This window comes from Thermosynechococcus sp. QS41 (assembly GCF_031583515.1).
In the GTDB taxonomy this organism is placed as follows: domain Bacteria; phylum Cyanobacteriota; class Cyanobacteriia; order Thermosynechococcales; family Thermosynechococcaceae; genus Thermosynechococcus.
Genome location: NZ_CP134181.1, coordinates 2,456,342 through 2,471,873 on the forward strand (window position 1 = coordinate 2,456,342; position 15,532 = coordinate 2,471,873).

The 15,532-nt window shown below is 54.0% G+C and carries 17 protein-coding genes; 10 read left to right on the forward strand and 7 right to left on the reverse strand.

The features are described from left to right. Positions 1-104 precede the first annotated feature (104 nt). On the reverse strand, positions 105-1,097 hold the full coding sequence (locus RHJ80_RS12045; RefSeq protein WP_206200371.1) for a CHAD domain-containing protein: 993 nt from the start codon (positions 1,095-1,097) through the stop codon (positions 105-107). A gap of 203 nt (positions 1,098-1,300) precedes the next feature. Next, the gene (locus RHJ80_RS12050) at positions 1,301-1,903 is read right to left on the reverse strand and encodes a superoxide dismutase (protein ID WP_149819807.1); all 603 of its coding nucleotides are present in this window, start codon (positions 1,901-1,903) and stop codon (positions 1,301-1,303) included. A 192-nt stretch (positions 1,904-2,095) separates the two neighbouring features. Between RHJ80_RS12050 and RHJ80_RS12055 the strand changes: the two genes are divergently transcribed. The 3 genes from RHJ80_RS12055 to folP are packed head-to-tail and all read left to right on the forward strand — an operon-like array spanning position 2,096 to position 5,882. Then, the gene (locus RHJ80_RS12055) at positions 2,096-3,574 is read left to right on the forward strand and encodes a phosphoglucomutase/phosphomannomutase family protein (protein ID WP_310801089.1); all 1,479 of its coding nucleotides are present in this window, start codon (positions 2,096-2,098) and stop codon (positions 3,572-3,574) included. Between the two features lie 35 nt (positions 3,575-3,609). Further along, entirely contained in the window at positions 3,610-5,043 is a 1,434-nt protein-coding gene (locus RHJ80_RS12060; protein WP_310801090.1) for an MFS transporter, read from the forward strand. Next, positions 5,040-5,882, forward strand: coding sequence for a dihydropteroate synthase (folP, locus tag RHJ80_RS12065; protein WP_310801091.1), 843 nt, complete (start codon positions 5,040-5,042; stop codon positions 5,880-5,882). Before RHJ80_RS12060 ends, folP begins: the two co-directional genes overlap by 4 nt. Here folP and RHJ80_RS12070 read toward each other — a convergent pair. Further along, a complete protein-coding gene (locus RHJ80_RS12070) occupies positions 5,879-6,478 on the reverse strand; it encodes a hypothetical protein (protein WP_206200374.1) in 600 nt (199 codons plus the stop codon). The genes folP and RHJ80_RS12070 overlap by 4 nt on opposite strands. 162 nt (positions 6,479-6,640) lie before the next feature. Between RHJ80_RS12070 and RHJ80_RS12075 the strand changes: the two genes are divergently transcribed. Beyond that, complete coding sequence (locus tag RHJ80_RS12075; protein WP_302678413.1) at positions 6,641-7,600, forward strand: ARPP-1 family domain-containing protein; 960 nt, start codon at positions 6,641-6,643, stop codon at positions 7,598-7,600. 3 nt (positions 7,601-7,603) lie between these two features. Here the strand turns inward: RHJ80_RS12075 and RHJ80_RS12080 are convergent, their stop codons facing one another. The 3 genes from RHJ80_RS12080 to RHJ80_RS12090 are packed head-to-tail and all read right to left on the reverse strand — an operon-like array spanning position 7,604 to position 8,911. Next, positions 7,604-8,074: a hypothetical protein gene (locus tag RHJ80_RS12080; protein ID WP_206200376.1), complete on the reverse strand. Its 471-nt coding sequence runs from the start codon at positions 8,072-8,074 to the stop codon at positions 7,604-7,606. 11 nt (positions 8,075-8,085) lie between these two features. Continuing rightward, entirely contained in the window at positions 8,086-8,379 is a 294-nt protein-coding gene (gene gatC / locus RHJ80_RS12085) for an Asp-tRNA(Asn)/Glu-tRNA(Gln) amidotransferase subunit GatC (protein WP_302678414.1), read from the reverse strand. A 10-nt stretch (positions 8,380-8,389) separates the two neighbouring features. Next, positions 8,390-8,911 carry a photosystem I assembly protein Ycf3 gene (locus RHJ80_RS12090; RefSeq protein ID WP_149819824.1) on the reverse strand — a complete coding sequence of 174 codons (522 nt, stop codon included), beginning with the start codon at positions 8,909-8,911 and terminating at the stop codon, positions 8,390-8,392. A gap of 278 nt (positions 8,912-9,189) precedes the next feature. Here RHJ80_RS12090 and RHJ80_RS12095 point away from each other — a divergent pair, with 278 nt between their 5' ends. From RHJ80_RS12095 to RHJ80_RS12105, 3 genes are read left to right on the forward strand one after another with little or no spacing between them, the layout of a single operon-like run. Then, positions 9,190-10,044, forward strand: coding sequence for a universal stress protein (locus RHJ80_RS12095; protein ID WP_302678415.1), 855 nt, complete (start codon positions 9,190-9,192; stop codon positions 10,042-10,044). 15 nt (positions 10,045-10,059) lie between these two features. Continuing rightward, positions 10,060-10,683, forward strand: coding sequence for a DUF4129 domain-containing protein (locus tag RHJ80_RS12100; RefSeq protein ID WP_310801092.1), 624 nt, complete (start codon positions 10,060-10,062; stop codon positions 10,681-10,683). Next, entirely contained in the window at positions 10,680-11,807 is a 1,128-nt protein-coding gene (locus RHJ80_RS12105) for a DUF4350 domain-containing protein (protein WP_310801093.1), read from the forward strand. Before RHJ80_RS12100 ends, RHJ80_RS12105 begins: the two co-directional genes overlap by 4 nt. A gap of 5 nt (positions 11,808-11,812) precedes the next feature. Here RHJ80_RS12105 and RHJ80_RS12110 read toward each other — a convergent pair whose 3' ends face one another. Continuing rightward, the gene (locus tag RHJ80_RS12110; RefSeq protein WP_310801094.1) at positions 11,813-12,139 is read right to left on the reverse strand and encodes a 2Fe-2S iron-sulfur cluster-binding protein; all 327 of its coding nucleotides are present in this window, start codon (positions 12,137-12,139) and stop codon (positions 11,813-11,815) included. A 189-nt stretch (positions 12,140-12,328) separates the two neighbouring features. Between RHJ80_RS12110 and psbB the strand changes: the two genes are divergently transcribed. From psbB to RHJ80_RS12125, 3 genes are all read left to right on the forward strand, one after another. Next, positions 12,329-13,861 carry a photosystem II chlorophyll-binding protein CP47 gene (gene psbB / locus RHJ80_RS12115; protein WP_206200382.1) on the forward strand — a complete coding sequence of 511 codons (1,533 nt, stop codon included), beginning with the start codon at positions 12,329-12,331 and terminating at the stop codon, positions 13,859-13,861. Positions 13,862-13,880: 19 nt separating this feature from the next. Next, the gene (locus RHJ80_RS12120; RefSeq protein WP_011057371.1) at positions 13,881-13,979 is read left to right on the forward strand and encodes a photosystem II reaction center protein T; all 99 of its coding nucleotides are present in this window, start codon (positions 13,881-13,883) and stop codon (positions 13,977-13,979) included. A gap of 146 nt (positions 13,980-14,125) precedes the next feature. Further along, positions 14,126-15,532 carry a histidine phosphatase family protein gene (locus tag RHJ80_RS12125; protein WP_310801095.1) on the forward strand — a complete coding sequence of 469 codons (1,407 nt, stop codon included), beginning with the start codon at positions 14,126-14,128 and terminating at the stop codon, positions 15,530-15,532.

The following is a 15,532-nucleotide window of genomic DNA, read 5'->3' on the forward strand; positions in this document are numbered from 1 at the left end:
CTGGACCGGCAAGGGTTTTATTTTTATCGTTGCATACAGATCGACAAGGGCGATCGCCCTAGGACAATTGAACATCAATTGTTACCATTGCCGCCCGACCTCTGTCAGTTGGCAGAGGAGATCATCGGATGACCGAGGGAGTTGCCATTGGCGCTTATTGTCATTGGTGGCATGAGGAGTAGAGAGCGCACTTGATGGCGTTTTTCGGGGCTGAGGTATTCCTGCTGGACGGAGCGCCAAGTTTGCCACTGGCGTGTTTGCTCAAGGGCAATCATTTCTGCGAGGCAAGGAGAGGCTTGGCGAAGATTGAGTCCAAGTTGGGTACGGAAAAAGTCATGGAGGACAACGCCATCGTGAAGTGTGCCTAGGAGTTCTTGCAACTGAGCAAAGGCATCTACCTGTTCAGTGAAGGTGTCTCCATAGACACTGCTAAAGAGTTCCATTTGGTAGCGTACCCGCTTGGTTTGCTTGCGTAGATCGTGGAGATCTTCACCCGCTGTTTGCAGCCACTGGGGCGGGTTACTCACCGCAAGGAAAAGGGGGCGATCGCCCTGCCATTCAATGGCCACTTGCCACCCCGGATGCAGCAACAGTTGACACACCAAGGGCAACAAAATATCTGGGGCAATCAGTTCTGTGGGTAAGTTAGCAATCTCACGATATTGAGGGGCAGCTAGCCATTCTTCTAGCCCCTGTTGCAATTTGCGATAGCGATCGCTGCGCAGCAATTGAAGGGCTTTTTGTAGCAGTTCTGTCCGTTGCTTTTCGAGTTTTTTGATCAGTTTTGCCAGTTGTTGTTGCTCAGGGCGAGGTAGGTGAGGGTAATACTGCTCCTTGAGCGCCAGCATCATCACATCCAAATCCCGTACGGGACTGAGACTGCCGGCGATCGCCCGCACCCGTTGAATGGAGACTCCCTTGGGCAAACGTACGGTATTACAAAACACTTCCAGAGCCGTTCGCAGGCGGCGCAAACCTACCCGCATCTGGTGAATTGCCTCAACGTCGCGATCGCGAATCACCCCCGGCTCGTGTTTGCTAATTTTGCGGTAGTACTTTTCAAAAGCGGCGTACGCGATATGCCCTAGGGTTTCCATAAGACCCCCTCCCTGCTCAACGCCTAAAGGAATACCACTATTAAATTAACGTTTATTAACCAAGGTTACTTTTATCTTAATTTTAACTTAACCATAGTTGTGGCCGAATCATGGCTCAGCAAAAAAAGCCCCGCTCGATCAGAACGGGGATCAGTAAAATCAGTGAAGTAATTCAGTAAGAGCGGAACAAAAAATTGGGAAACTTAGGCAGCCGCTAGATTTTTAGCAACAAAGTCCCAGTTCACCAGTTGGTTGAGGAAGTTATCAATGAAGTCTGGACGGCGGTTTTGGTAGTCGAGATAGTAGGCGTGCTCCCAAACATCAATCGTCAGGAGGGGCACTTGACCGTGAACCAAGGGGTTTTCGGCATTGGGGGTTTTGGTCACTTTCAGCGTACCCGCTTCGAGCACCAACCATGCCCAGCCGCTACCAAATTGGGTCGCCGCTGCATTTTTGAACTGGGACTTGAACTCATCGTAGCTACCAAAGGCACTGTTGATCCGGGCGGCCACATCACCCGTAGGAGCGCCACCGCCACCGGGCTTGAGGCTATTCCAGAAGAAGGTGTGATTCCACACTTGAGCCGCATTGTTGAAGATGCCCACCTTGGCAGCATCGCCATAGGTCATGCGAATGACATCTTCAAGGGATTTGTCAGCGAGTTCCGTATCTTGAGTCAGTTTATTGAGGTTGTCCACGTAGGCTTTATGGTGCTTGCCATAGTGAAATTCAAAGGTTTTCGCAGACATCCCATAGGGTTCAAGGGCACCCGGATCAAAGGGAAGGGGTTCTTGTACAAATGCCATAGTGCTCAATACCTCTCTAAAGGTGATGCAGGTTTAGGCTACTAGAGATCAGTCATCGCCAAAAGGCACCTAGCAGCAGTGCCCATCGCCTAATTAACAATTCGCAATAATTATATCATCCTCCTTTCCGCTTCAGAAAAGAGCTGTCTCGCAGCATGATATGTTCAGAGGGGTTCTTGGGTCTTGGGTTCTATGGTTGCTTCTGTCCTTCGCCTCGATCAGGTTTTGATTCCTGAGGATGCCCCGATTCGCTTTGGTACCGATGGCTGGCGCGGCATCATTGGCGCTGAGTTTACTTTTAACCGTTTGCTGCGGGCAGCCAAGGCAGCGGCGGCAGTGCTCCATCAAACCTATGGCAAGGGCACAACGCCTCGGATCATTGTGGGCTACGATCGCCGGTTTTTAGCGGAACAGTTTGCCGCAGCCGTTGCCCAATTACTGGCGAGCCAAGGCTATGAGGTGTGGCTTTCAAATTGTGCGGCGCCAACCCCCGCCTTTAGTTGGGCTGTCAAAGCCGAGGGAGCCATTGGCGGCTTGGTAATGACGGCAAGTCACAATCCCGCCATCTATGCGGGACTGAAGGTGAAGGGCGCCTTTGGTGGCTCCGTACCCACGACCGTCACCCAAGCCATTGAAGCGCAGTTAGCTCAGGGAGAGCCGCCACCCGTGGGTGAGGCCAAAACAGACTATCAAGCCTTTGATCCGTGGCCCAGCTATTGTGCGGCCTTGCGCACTCATGTTGATTCAAGACCCATTCGTGAGGCGATCGCCAGCGGTAAGCTGCGGATCTGTGCCGATGTTATGCATGGGGTGGCCGCAGGAGGGCTAGAGCGCTTGTTGGATTTAGCGATACCAGAGTTTCGGCGCGATCGCGATCCCCTCTTTGGGGGAGGTGCTCCTGAACCCATTGGCCGTTATTTAACCGCAACCCAAGAGCAACTGCGACAACAACACAGTGCCACCCCAACAGTGTGTTTCGTCTTTGATGGTGATGCCGATCGCCTAGCAGTCATTGATGGCGAGGGGGTGCTGTACACTGCCCAAGAAATTATTCCCATCTTGATTGATCATCTGGCACAACACAGTAGCTACCGAGGGGCGGTGATCAAATCCATTAGCAGTTCTGATCTGGTGGCGCGAGTGGCCGCCCACCATGGTTTAGCGGTGATTGAAACGCCCATTGGCTTTAAGTACATTGGCGATCGCATGCTGGCAGGGGAAGCTGTCCTCTTAGGTGGTGAAGAATCGGGGGGAATCGGCTATGGCCATCATCTTCCTGAGCGAGATGCCTTACTCTCAGCACTGTACCTACTACAAGCCCTAGTGACATCTGGCTTGAGCGTAGGGGAATACTATCAACAGTTGCAGGCAACCACGAACTTTTACAGTGCCTACGATCGCGTTGATCTCACCCTCGCGTCCTTAGCGCAGCGACAACAACTAGAAGCAATCCTAGCAGCGCATCCCTTCACCCAGATTTTGGATAGCCCCGTGAGCCACTGGGAGAGCATTGACGGCTACAAGTTTCATCTAGCTGATGGCGGTTGGTTACTGATTCGCTTTAGCGGCACCGAACCCCTGCTGCGCCTCTACTGCCAAGGGAAAACGCCTGAAGAAGTGCAGCGCATTTTAGAATGGGCAAGTCAATGGGCAGTTGCAGTGGCAGGCTAATCGTTAAAAAAAACAATCGTAATGGACAACGCATCATGCCACTAGACCCATCCAGCCCAAATTCCCCTGCCACCAGTGCCCGTTCGCCCCTTTCCCTATGGACAAAACTTGCCTTTGGCGCCGGTGATCTCGGAACCGCCATCACGGCCAATTTACAGGTGTTTTTCCTGATGGTGTTCTTGACCAATGTGGCTGGCCTCAATGCGGGCTTGGCAGGCAGTGTGTTGATGATTGGCAAAATCTGGGATGCCATCAATGATCCGATCATCGGCTACCTCAGCGATCGCACCCCTGTGGGCAAGTGGGGACGCCGCCACATCTGGATGATCCTAGCAGCCCTTCCCTTTGGCATTTGCTTTTTCTTGAACTGGTGGGTACCAACGACGGATCAAGGGTTGCTCTTTGGCTACTACGTTCTCATGGGTCTCCTCTTTAACACGTTTTACACCGCAGTCAACCTACCCTACAGCGCCCTAACACCAGAACTGACAGAAGACTACAACGAACGCACTAGTCTGAATAGTTTTCGCTTTGCCTTTTCCATTGGCGGCAGTATTGGCTCGCTGCTGTTGGCGCAAATTCTCTTCCAAGTCATTCAGGAACCCAAAACTCAGTACATTGTCCTGGGGGGCATTGCCGCTGTATTATCTGTGCTGCCCATCTATTGGTGTGTCTGGGGCACACGGGAACGGGTACGGGAGTTTGAACGGCATACCCCCAGCAGTGGCCAAAGCCCTTTACCCTTGAAGACGCAACTGCGGTTGGTCTTTAGCAATCGGCCCTTCCTATTCGTGATGGGCATTTACCTCTGTTCTTGGCTGGCGGTGCAAATTACTGCCTCGCTGATTCCCTTTTTTATTGGCGATTGGTTGCAAATGTCCCCCGCTGAATATACGCAAGTGGCGCTGGCGGTGCAATCGACGGCGATGATCATGCTTTTTGTTTGGAGTGCCGTGAGTCGGCGTATTGGCAAGAAGGCGGTCTATTACATGGGCATGGCACTGTGGATTATTGCCCAAGCTGGCTTGTTTTTATTGCAGCCGGGACAAACAACGCTGGTCTATATCTGCGCGATTCTGGCGGGGTTTGGGGTTTCAACGGCCTACCTTGTCCCTTGGTCAATGATTCCCGATGTGATTGATCTCGATGAACTCAACAGTGGCCAGCGGCGGGAGGGGATCTTCTATGCCTTTATGGTGCTACTGCAAAAAATTGGTCTTGCCTTGGGGTTATTTCTCGTCGGTCAGGCCTTGCAGTGGGCAGGCTACCTCTCCAGCGTTGCCGGTGAACCGCGCCCCGTTCAGCCCCCCTCGGCACTGTTGGCAATCCGCATTGCCATTGGACCTTTGCCGACTTTTTTTCTCATTATTGGCATTGTTTTGGCCTACCTCTATCCGATTACGCAAGTGGTACACCAAGAGATTCTCTTAAAGCTGCACGCTAAACGGCAAGGAGAGGCTAGTGCATGAAGGGCTGGTACGTGGGCGATCGCGCTTTTGTTTGGGGGGAGCGCACCTACATCATGGGGATCTTAAATATCACCCCCGACAGTTTTAGCGATGGCGGTGACTTTTTTAATCCCGCCAGTGCCGTTGCCCATGCCTTTGAGATGGTGGCGGCAGGGGTTGATGTCATTGATATCGGCGGTGAGTCCACCCGTCCGGGCGCCAGTGAAGTGCCCATTAGTGCTGAGTTAGCGCGGGTGTTGCCCGTGATTGAGGGCATCCGTCAGCAGTCGCAGATTCCCATTTCCATTGATACCACCCATGCGGTGGTGGCGCGCGCAGCCGTCGAAGCCGGTGCCAATATTGTCAACGATGTCTCCGGCGGGCAGGCGGATCCGGAAATGTTTGCCACGGTAGCGGCATTGGGGGTGCCCTATATCCTCATGCATCGGCGGGGAACGCCAGCCACCATGCAGCAATTAACGGACTACGGGGATTTGATTGGTGATTTGCTTCACTATTTTCAGGAACAAACGCAGCGGGCAGTTGCCAGCGGCATTCCCCCCGAGCATCTGATGATTGATCCCGGTATTGGCTTTGCCAAAACCACGCCCCAGAATCTCACCCTTTTACGAGAACTGCGACAATTTCACAGCCTTGGCTATCCTCTCCTGCTGGGGCCATCGCGCAAACGCTTTATTGGTGACGTGCTGAACCTGCCCAATCCTAAAGACCGGGTTTGGGGTACTGCAGCGGTCTGCTGTCATGCCATTGCCCAAGGGGTCGAGATGGTGCGTGTCCATGATGTGGCGGCCATGGTGCAGGTGTGTCGGATGGCCGATGTGCTCTGGCGATCGCCCTAGGGAGACTCAAGCCACTTAAGGACACCCACCGCTATGAGAAAAAGACTCGCCAAGCCCTCTAAATAAGGGCCAAAGCGCAAGGGGGTTTGTTCGCGGAGTTGCTGCCCCAACCAAAAGCCACTACCAATGCAGACCCAACTGGTTACTGTACTCGCTATCACAGCACTAGCGATCGGTAACTGTGCCAAACCCGCAGCTACCCCTGTAGCAAAGTTCGTCAGGGTCAATGCTAAACCCAACAGCAGCGACTGGTAGAGCGTGAAGTCATAGGCATAGTCAAGAATTGGTAATAAGTTCGGCTTTGTGGTTTTAGAGGGATGATTCAAGTTGAGCCAGACTCCCCCCAGTGCCGATGCCCCCATGACTATTAGTAAGCCACTGCCAAGCCGCTGTGTCCAAATCAACGGCACATACTGCTGTACCCACCCACCCAACCCCATGGCCAAAAAGGTACTGCTACCCGAAAGAGCCGCAATCAGAGCATTCCCCAGCCAACTCATACGATAGCGGCGCAGACCATAGCTAACGGCCACGCTAAAGTTATCCATATTGGTGGCAAAACCAAAGAGTAGGGAGGCGATCGCGACTGGGAGCATTGGAACCTCTCAAGAATTCACCCTGAGCATAAGCGATTTCTAAGGACAAAGGCACCTGTTAATTAGGATGGTCTGGCGGGGCGATCGCAAATTTTCTGGGTGGATGCATATCCCTAACAACAGCAATGGATAACCAGATGTACACCCTTGCGAGGTGATCCCATGAATCTTCTCCAAGAACTCCTACAAACCGTTGAAATTGGCACCCCCCAAACCTTTGGTGGCATGACGCTGTTTCCTCTGCTGCGCCCGATTGTGGCAGAACCCGACTATTGGACGCTGACGGAAGCAATGAACCAAAACCTGCTGAAGATTACCGAGGTGTCTGAAGGGGGGCATGTGCCTGAACTCCTGTGCCATAACTGGAGCGATCGCTCGGTACTGCTTGTGGATGGGGAAGAACTCGTCGGTGCCAAGCAAAACCGTATTCTTAACCTCACAGTACTGGTGCCCGCCCACACTGATCTGAAAATTCCCGTTTCCTGTGTTGAACGGGGTCGCTGGCACTACCGCTGCCGTGAGTTTGCCGCTGCTGATCGCGCCTACCATGCCACAGGGCGCGCCAAGAAACTCCGCTATGTTACAGAGTCGTTGAAACGCAGGGGAAGCCGCCTTGCTGATCAGGGGGAAATCTGGGCGGATGTCGATGACCATCTGCTTTTCTTTGCTTGCAAGTCCGCCACCGATGCCCTCGCTGATGTTTATGAAAAGGAAGCCCACTCCCTCGATGAGTACGTCCAAGCATTTCGGGCGATCGCCCAGCAGATTGGTGCGCTTTTCGTCGTGCACGGTCAAATTTTGGGCTTGGAACTCTTTGACTTCCCTGCTACCTTTGGCAAACTGCTCCCCAAATTCAGCCGCAGCTACGGCCTTGAAGCCCTGAAACCCTCTCTTTCTCACGGTTCAGAAGTCACAACTGCCGATGCTAAAATCTTTTTGACGACTGTGGCGGCTGCAACGGCTGAAACCTTTGAGGCCTTGGCCGAAGGCACGGATGTGCGGCTCACCCATCCCGAAGTCATTGGTAGTGCCCTTGTGGCCAAGGGGCGAGTAGTGCACTTGAGCGCCTTTCCCACCGAGATCACCCAGTCCAAACGCCGGCGGTCAGGTTGGGAAATTTAAGTCCTAGGGACAATTGCTGCGCCCCGGTGCCGGCACACACAACTCCCATTCCGCATTGAAGGGTTCGTAGCCGAGAGCCACCCCCGCCCGTTCTGCTTGGTAGCGCACCTCCTCAAAGCAGTCAAAGCCATCGGGGCGCACGGCAATAATAATGTACTCGCGATCGCGCTGACGGCGGAGATTGGCCAACAAAATGGCCAGTGGCGAGGTCGGTTTGGCCAGATCTGCTGCCCGCACAAGCACCTTTCGCGGATGAATGATCACCCCCTCGCGACGGCACTCTAGATAGCGGGGGGTACGCCCGTCATTTTGGGCATTTTCCCGTGCCAAAATTTGCACATTGGTACGTTCTCGCCCAAGGCTGCTGGCACTGATGACCACCACTAACAGGATCAGCGTGCCAATGGTGCAGGCCAAGATCGAGAGGAAGGGAAATAAGTCCAGTTGTAAATGGTGGGATTGACGCCGCCGCACAGCCTGATGCCTTACATAATTTTGGGCACACGGAAAAAGTCATCCTCGCGATCCGGGGCGATCGCCAGCAAGTCCTCGCGATTTGGCCAAGGCTCCAACACGTCGGGACGGGTTACATTACTGACTTCAATCGCACGGGTCGTCGGTGGAATATCCGTGACATCCAGTTCACTCAATTGGTTCACATAGTCAAGGATGCTATCTAGTTGCTGGGTCAGGGCTTCAATTTCGCTTTCCTCAAGGGCGAGGCGAGCCAAGTGAGCCACCTTGCGCACATCCTCTGTGGTAATAACTTTTGTTGCCATGGGTAATCCCTTAGAAATAAACATCCATGCTGGAGCGACCCGTGGTCTTCAGCCAGTTTTGCGCCTCGATATAGTTATTGGGCGCCAGTTGAATCGCCCGTTTCCAGTAGTCTGCGGCGCGATCGAAGAGTTGTTCAGCCTCCTCGGAGCGCTGTTGCTCCTCTGCCTGTGTGCCCAAGTAGTGGTAGATCACCGCAATATTATTGAGGGCTTGGGGCATGCGGGGATTGAGTTCAAGGGCTTGGTGATAATACTCTAGGGCTTTTTCATGATCGCCGTTACTGGCGTGGATCAGGCCAATGTTGTAGAGAATGTAGCTGCGATCGTTGGGGTCTTCCTCTAGTTCTAGGGCTGCTTGGTAGTTCTCCAGTGCCTCAGCATACTCGCCATCGGCTTGGGCAGACATGCCATCGCGGTAATAGGCAAAGGCGGTTTTTGACTGCGAACTGGTGGGCAAGACCTTGAGAATCAGGTCAGCCATGACCGTAAAGGTTTTGTCAATAAAATTGTCGTTCCGTTGCGATCGCGGCATAGGGATTCCTTGAACGGCCTCTTGCCTAGTGTATCAAAAGCACTCCCAAGAGCGCCCCCTAGCCAATGCCTAAGATTTGTAGCGTTCCACCAAGAAGCCCCTAACCCAGACCTAAGATCGTCATACAGCCCTTTTCTTGAGATGTGGCGTGTACGAATGAGGAGAGCATCCTATCCTCCAGCAGTTTTGACTGTTTTCAGCGTGTGCCATCCTTGGGAAAAGGGCTGTAGTGGCCATCCGTGCCCTGATGCTCACCAGATGTTGGGAGTTTGAGATTTATGATTGAAAATATTCTATTGGCAGACTCAGGAACTGGACAATCCGAACAAATGCTCAAGTCGCTGATGGAGTTGCCAGCGATTCAACGCGCTGCCGTCACTGTTTTGCACGTGATTCCACCGAAAATTACTGCCGAGGAGATGGCCGAACAACGTCAAGCGGGTGCCAAACTCCTAGCGGAAGCCGTTGCCCGACTGCATCTTGACCCCGTCATTAGTGTCAATACCATGCTGCGGGAGGGGGATCCCAAAGATACCGTGTTGCACGTGGCCGATGAAATCAATGCCGACTTAATCATCATGGGATCGCGGGGACTCAAGCGCCTGCAATCCATTCTCGAAAACTCTGTCAGCCAGTATGTGTTTCAACTGTCTTCCCGACCGATGTTGCTGGTGCGCGATGACCTCTTTGTGAAGAAAATCAACCGCATCATGGTAGCGCTCAATAATTCTGCTGCAGCCAAGGCCTCCTTGGACTTAGCCGTGCGCCTAATAGAGGGGGTCAAGGGGGGCAAACTCATTCTTGCCCACGTCAATCCCGACCTCAAGGGTCATGCTGATACCCCTAGCACGGCTGCTGAAAAAGATCCGATTCTCTCGGAAGCCGCAACGGTGGCCAAGCAGCGGGGTGTGGAATACCAGTGTGTCCTGACCACCGGCAAGCCCGGTGAAGAAATCTGCCGCATTGCGGTTGACACCAATGCCGATCTCCTCGTTCTGGGTTCCCCGGATCGGCGTCCGTCCATCGCTCGCAGTTTACCCGACTTGGATCGCCTTTTGGGCACCTCCCTGTCTGACTATGTGCGGGTCTATGCCGAGTGCCCCGTGCTCTTTGTGCGACAATCGGAGGCGTAGTCTGGTCTGGCGACGGTGACCTTTTTCGATGATCTGCGCTGGCAGGGCGATCGCCAGTGGCGACAATTGGGTGAAGCCCTTGAGTACAGCTTTCTCCAACTCTTTCGCCAGCAAACGGAGCCATTTTGGCAGGACTCCCCCTCCTTAGAGGCATGGCTACGCTGGTTCTTGCAAGGGGTCTTGCTCGTTGGCCTTGGACTCGCCCTCTATTTCCTAGGGCGCAGCCTGTGGCGATGGTGGCAGCGGCGATCGCGATCCTCCTCAGCAACACTGGCTTCTACCCTTGAGGAGCGCCCCAGACCCGTACGGGAATGGTTAGAACTCGCCCAAAGCCTACAATTGGCGAGAGACTACCGAGGGGCCTGCCGTGCCCTCTACATGGCCTTGCTCTATCGGTTGCAGGAAGCGGGCTGGCTACGGATACAGCCCCACTGGACCAATGGCGACTATCTACGGGAATTGGAGCGACTCTTTCAACTGGGGGAGCGATCGCCAGCCGTACGGCGCAGTATTCAGCACCTCTTTCAAGTTCACAGTCGCAGTTACTATGGCGCCGAAGCGGTGGATGCCCAAACCCTAGCCACCTGTCAAGCCGCCTATTTTGAGGTGGAACCCTTCCTGCGGGAGCGCCAGCAATGATCGCGATCAACCGTCGCCAGTGGTTTTTCCTCGGCTTCGCTGTCCTTGTGCTGTTGGTGGTTGGTCTCCTGATTTTGGCGGTGGCTCCCAGTAGCCGCGCTGGCTCCTCCTTTGATCCCTCCCCTTGGGGCACGCAGAAATTTTATGCCTATCTGGAGCAGCAGGGGTTTGGGGTGGAGCGCTGGCAGCGGGACTATGCCAACCTCAAGGGTGAGGGGCACGTTTTCATTCAAATAAGTAGTCGTCCCATTGGCTGGTCACCGCCTCTTTTAGAGTGGCTGGCTCAGGGCAATACGCTGGTGCGCTTTTACTGGCATGGGGAACCCACCGCAGCCCCCTTTGTACAGCGCCTCTCCACTCCTCAGGGCAATGTGTTAGTTGAAACGCGCCGCCGCGTCCCCCGCCAGCGGGGCGATCGCCCCCTGCTCAAGGATGATCATGGTTCAATTGTCTATCTCAGGGAAGCCACTAGTCCCCAGACCCATGGACAACGAATCCTTGGGGTCTATCCTTGGCTGGTGGCCAATGTCTATGGCGGTGACCCCCCCCTTGCGAACTTTGCCGTTGTGGCCGAGATTTTGCAGAACGTGGTTACGCCGGGGGCAACGATTTACTTTGATGAATGGCTCCACGGCTATCGCCAACGCTCCCCAGAGGATGTGGTCAGGGAGACAGTGCCTCAAACCCTCTTCGACTACTTCAGTCGTACCCCTTGGTTGGCGGTGGGGTTGCAACTTGCCCTCTTGGTTCTCTTTTTGCTATGGCAGCAAAGTCAACGTTTTGGCCCACCCTTATTGGAGAAAGAACCCGTCTCCAGTAATAGTGCCGCCTACATTGAAGCACTAGCGGGCGTTTTGCAACGGGCACAGCAGCGGACGTTTGTTCTAAAACAGCTTCAGGATCGTCTCCGCTATGATCTGGCAAACCAATTAGGCCTTGCAACCACTGCTGCCGATCTGCCCAAGGATGCTGAACTCCTACAAGCTTGGCAACGCACCACCGGGCGATCGCCCGAACTCCTGCAAGATCTCTTCAGTGTGACCAACAGCCTCGACGATTCTCAGTTACTCAGGTGGCTAGAGCAGGCCGCCAGTGCCCTACAGGCTCTGAAAAGGGCTGTCTAAGTGATCTAGCCCTTCGGCTTTGTCTTCACACACACGGGTCCATAGACAAGGGTTTGGCAAGCCAAGCGATAATTCTCTGGCTTACGGCGGAGCTTGCGTTCTTCCACTGGTGTGCGGGGGGAGAGGTTTTCCATACCCTCGACAATCTCAACAATACAGGTGCCACACTGGCCATAGCCCCCACAATTAAAGAGCTTGCCCTTGAGGGTATAGAGGTCAACCCCCGCTTCCATTGCTTTTAAGCGCAGATTCGCGCCGTCGGCAGCAATCACTTCTTTGTTTTCGTTAACAAACTTAATATTTGTGCCCACAAATTCAGCTTTGCTTGCCATAGGAACCTACGCTAGTTACCATTCTTAATACATTCTCATTTTGGCAGAAAAACTGCCCAACCGTAGCTGAAGTTACGGGTAAATTGGCCGTTAAACTCTTAGTAGGGAAGCGGTTGTTACCGTGATCCGGCTGCTTAATAAAATTTGTTCATGCAAACGCTAAATTTTTGTATAGGAGGAGCGTAGTCAATGGGACTACCCTGGTACCGAGTCCACACTGTCCTGATCAACGATCCAGGACGGTTGATTGCCGCCCACCTGATGCACACGGCATTGGTCGCCGGTTGGGCAGGGTCGATGGCTCTTTATGAGCTAGCTATTTTTGATCCCAGTGATCCCGTTCTCAACCCAATGTGGCGGCAGGGAATGTTTGTCTTGCCCTTCATGGCACGGTTGGGGGTCACGGGGTCTTGGAGCGGTTGGAGTATTACTGGCGAAACAGGGATTGACCCTGGTTTTTGGAGCTTTGAGGGGGTTGCCCTCGCTCACATCGTCCTGTCAGGTCTGTTGTTCTTGGCGGCCTGCTGGCACTGGGTCTATTGGGATTTGGAACTCTTCCGCGATCCTCGCACCGGTGAGCCTGCCCTCGACTTGCCGAAAATGTTTGGCATTCACCTGTTCCTTGCCGGTTTACTCTGCTTTAGCTTTGGTGCTTTTCACCTGACCGGTCTCTTTGGTCCTGGGATGTGGGTCTCTGACCCCTATGGCTTGACGGGCAGTGTCCAGCCTGTGGCACCCGAATGGGGACCCGATGGCTTTAATCCCTACAACCCCGGTGGTGTGGTTGCTCACCATATCGCCGCAGGCATTGTCGGTATTATTGCTGGTTTATTCCACCTGCTGGTACGTCCACCCCAACGGCTGTACAAAGCTCTGCGCATGGGGAATATTGAGACGGTACTCTCCAGCAGTATTGCTGCCGTCTTCTTTGCTGCCTTTGTCGTTGCCGGCACGATGTGGTATGGCAGTGCCACCACGCCCATTGAACTCTTTGGGCCGACGCGCTATCAGTGGGACAGTGGCTACTTCCAACAGGAAATTAACCGCCGCGTGCAGGCCTCCCTCGCCAGTGGCGCCACCCTTGAAGAGGCTTGGTCAGCCATTCCAGAGAAACTGGCCTTCTACGATTACATTGGCAACAACCCCGCCAAAGGTGGTCTCTTCCGTACTGGCCCGATGAACAAAGGGGATGGCATTGCCCAAGCTTGGAAAGGCCATGCCGTCTTCCGCAACAAAGAGGGTGAAGAACTCTTTGTCCGTCGCATGCCTGCCTTCTTTGAAAGCTTCCCCGTCATCCTCACCGATAAGAATGGCGTTGTCAAAGCCGACATTCCCTTCCGGCGTGCCGAGTCGAAGTATAGCTTTGAGCAACAAGGCGTGACCGTCAGCTTCTACGGTGGTGAATTGAACGGCCAAACCTTCACCGATCCACCCACCGTCAAGAGCTATGCCCGTAAAGCTATCTTCGGTGAGATCTTTGAATTCGATAAGGAAACCCTCAACTCCGACGGGATTTTCCGCACCAGTCCCCGTGGCTGGTTTACCTTCGGCCATGCGGTGTTTGCCTTGCTCTTCTTCTTTGGTCACATTTGGCATGGTGCCCGCACGCTGTTCCGCGATGTCTTCTCTGGGATTGATCCAGACCTGTCGCCGGAGCAAGTGGAATGGGGCTTCTACCAAAAGGTGGGCGATGTCACCACTCGTCGCAAAGAAGCTGTCTAGTCATTCCTAGGGGACTACTATGGAAACCATCACCTACGTTTTCATCTTTGCCTGCATTATCGCGCTGTTCTTCTTTGCTATCTTCTTCCGTGAGCCTCCTCGGATCACTAAGAAGTAGTCTCTGATTCATGAGCGAATAGGTCTTCAATACTTGCCGATCGCCCCTGCGGTCGGTTTTTTGATTTTTATGTGATGCTCAAGAGATGATGCCTGCCGATTCCTGAATCTTTTGCTCTTGAAGCCACGGTTTCTGGTACAGTCTTTATGGCACGGTGGGACGGCCAAGCTTGTTGTCTGTCAATCGCTAAGGAGAAACCTCTGAGTACCCGAGTCATCATTGTCCGCCACGGTGAAAGCACGTTTAATGTCCAAGAGCGGGTGCAAGGTCACAGTGATGCTTCTTCGCTCACGGAACGCGGTCGTTGGATGGCAGCCCAAGTGGGTCTCGCTCTACAGGGCATTCCCATCCGCAAGATTTACACCAGTCCCCTGAAACGGGCAAAGGAAACCGCAGAGGGCATCCATGCTCAGCTCCAAGACCCGCAACTCAAGCCACCCCATTCCCTTGATTTACTCAAAGAGATTGCGCTGCCCGCTTGGGAAGATCTGCCCTTTGCCGAAGTGAAGGCACGGTTTCCCGAGGACTATCGCCGCTGGCAGGAAGCCCCAGAAACCTTGATGATGAAAATCACCACGGAGAGTGGCCAAACCCAGGAGTTTTTTCCGCTATTGGATCTCTACGATCGCGCGGGCATGGTTTTGGAAGCGCTGCTGACGGCTCACGAAAATGAAACGATTGTCATTGTCGGCCACAGCGGTATGAATCGTGCCCTGATTTGCACGGGTCTCGGCTTGGGGGTCAAGGGCTATTTACGGCTCCAGCAGGCCAATGGCGGCATTAGTGTCCTCAATTTCAGCAATGGCTTGCGGCAACCCGCACAACTAGAAGCCCTCAATCTCACGAGCCATCTCAATGATCCTTTTCCGCAACCCCGTTTCAAGGAGCAAACGCTGCGCATCTTTCTGGTACGCCATGGTGAAACGGACTGGAATCGCGAGGGACGCTTCCAAGGGCAAATTGATGTGCCCCTGAATGAAAATGGCCGTGCCCAAGCGGCGGCGGTGGCCGAGTTCCTCAAGGAGGTGCCCTTTCACCATGCCTTGAGTAGTCCCCTACGGCGGCCCAAGGATACGGCCTTGGCGATTTTGCAGTACCACCCTGATGTCGAGCTAGAGCTAGAACCAGCCCTTGCGGAGATTAGCCACGGGGATTGGGAGGGCAAGTTTGAACCGGAGGTGGCGGCGGCCTATCCGGGGGAACTGGAACGCTGGCGCACCACCCCGGCTCTGGTGCAAATGCCCAATGGGGAAAACCTCGAACAGGTGCGCGATCGCGTGGTTAAGGCATGGGAAGAGTGGCTGAAGCGCTGGAAAACCAATGCTCCCACCCCCCACAATGTTTTGGTTGTGGCTCATGATGCCACTAATAAGGTCTTGCTCTGCCACATTGTTGGCCTAGGCATTGAAAACTTCTGGCTCTTTAAGCAGGGCAATGGCAGCGTCACGGTAATTGACTATCCCCTCAAGGGCGGTCTGCCGCGATTGCAGGCAGTGAATATCACCACCCATTTGGGGGGCGTGCTGGATCGGACGGCGGCGGGAGCCTTGTAG